The 588-nt window shown below is 46.1% G+C and carries 2 protein-coding genes; both read left to right on the forward strand.

Features of this window, described 5'->3' with window-relative positions; translation table 11 throughout:
• On the forward strand, nt 1-262 hold a 262-nt coding region (locus AC1M9K_RS14480), incomplete at its 5' end, for a CoA-transferase (protein ID WP_481589634.1).
• A gap of 23 nt (nt 263-285) precedes the next feature.
• Nucleotides 286-588: thiolase family protein (locus tag AC1M9K_RS14485; RefSeq protein WP_481589635.1), on the forward strand; the 303-nt coding region annotated here is incomplete at its 3' end.

The following is a 588-nucleotide window of genomic DNA, read 5'->3' on the forward strand; positions in this document are numbered from 1 at the left end:
TGGTGCAATGGACTTAGCCGTGGGTGCGAAAAAAGTCTTTATTACCACCGATCATGTCACTAAAAAAGGCGAACCTAAAATCGTTGCTGAGCTGACTTATCCTGCGACAGGCTTAAAGTGTGTAGATCGTATCTATACGGACCTTTGTGTGATTGATGTGACGGCAGATGGCATGAAAGTCATTGAGAAAGTTGAAGGCTTATCTTTTGAAGAGCTTCAATCGATGACGGGTGCCAAACTCATTGATGCCACTCAGGCTTAAGACTGGTTTTAGGATCTTACACTATGAAAAACGCATACATCATTGATGCCATCCGTACGCCTTTTGGTCGTTATGCCGGTGGTTTAGCCCCTGTCCGTGCGGATGACTTAGGTGCAGTGCCATTAAAAGCCTTAATGGAACGTAACCCTTCTGTGGATTGGAATGTCGTCGATGACGTTTTATTTGGTTGTGCCAACCAAGCCGGTGAAGATAACCGTAACGTCGGTCGTATGTCGGCGCTTTTAGCAGGGATTCCTTATACAGTACCTGCAACCACAGTCAATCGTTTATGTGGTTCATCACTCGATACCGTAGCAATGGCCGCG

The organism is Acinetobacter sp. 24-47-67 (genome assembly GCF_056779735.1).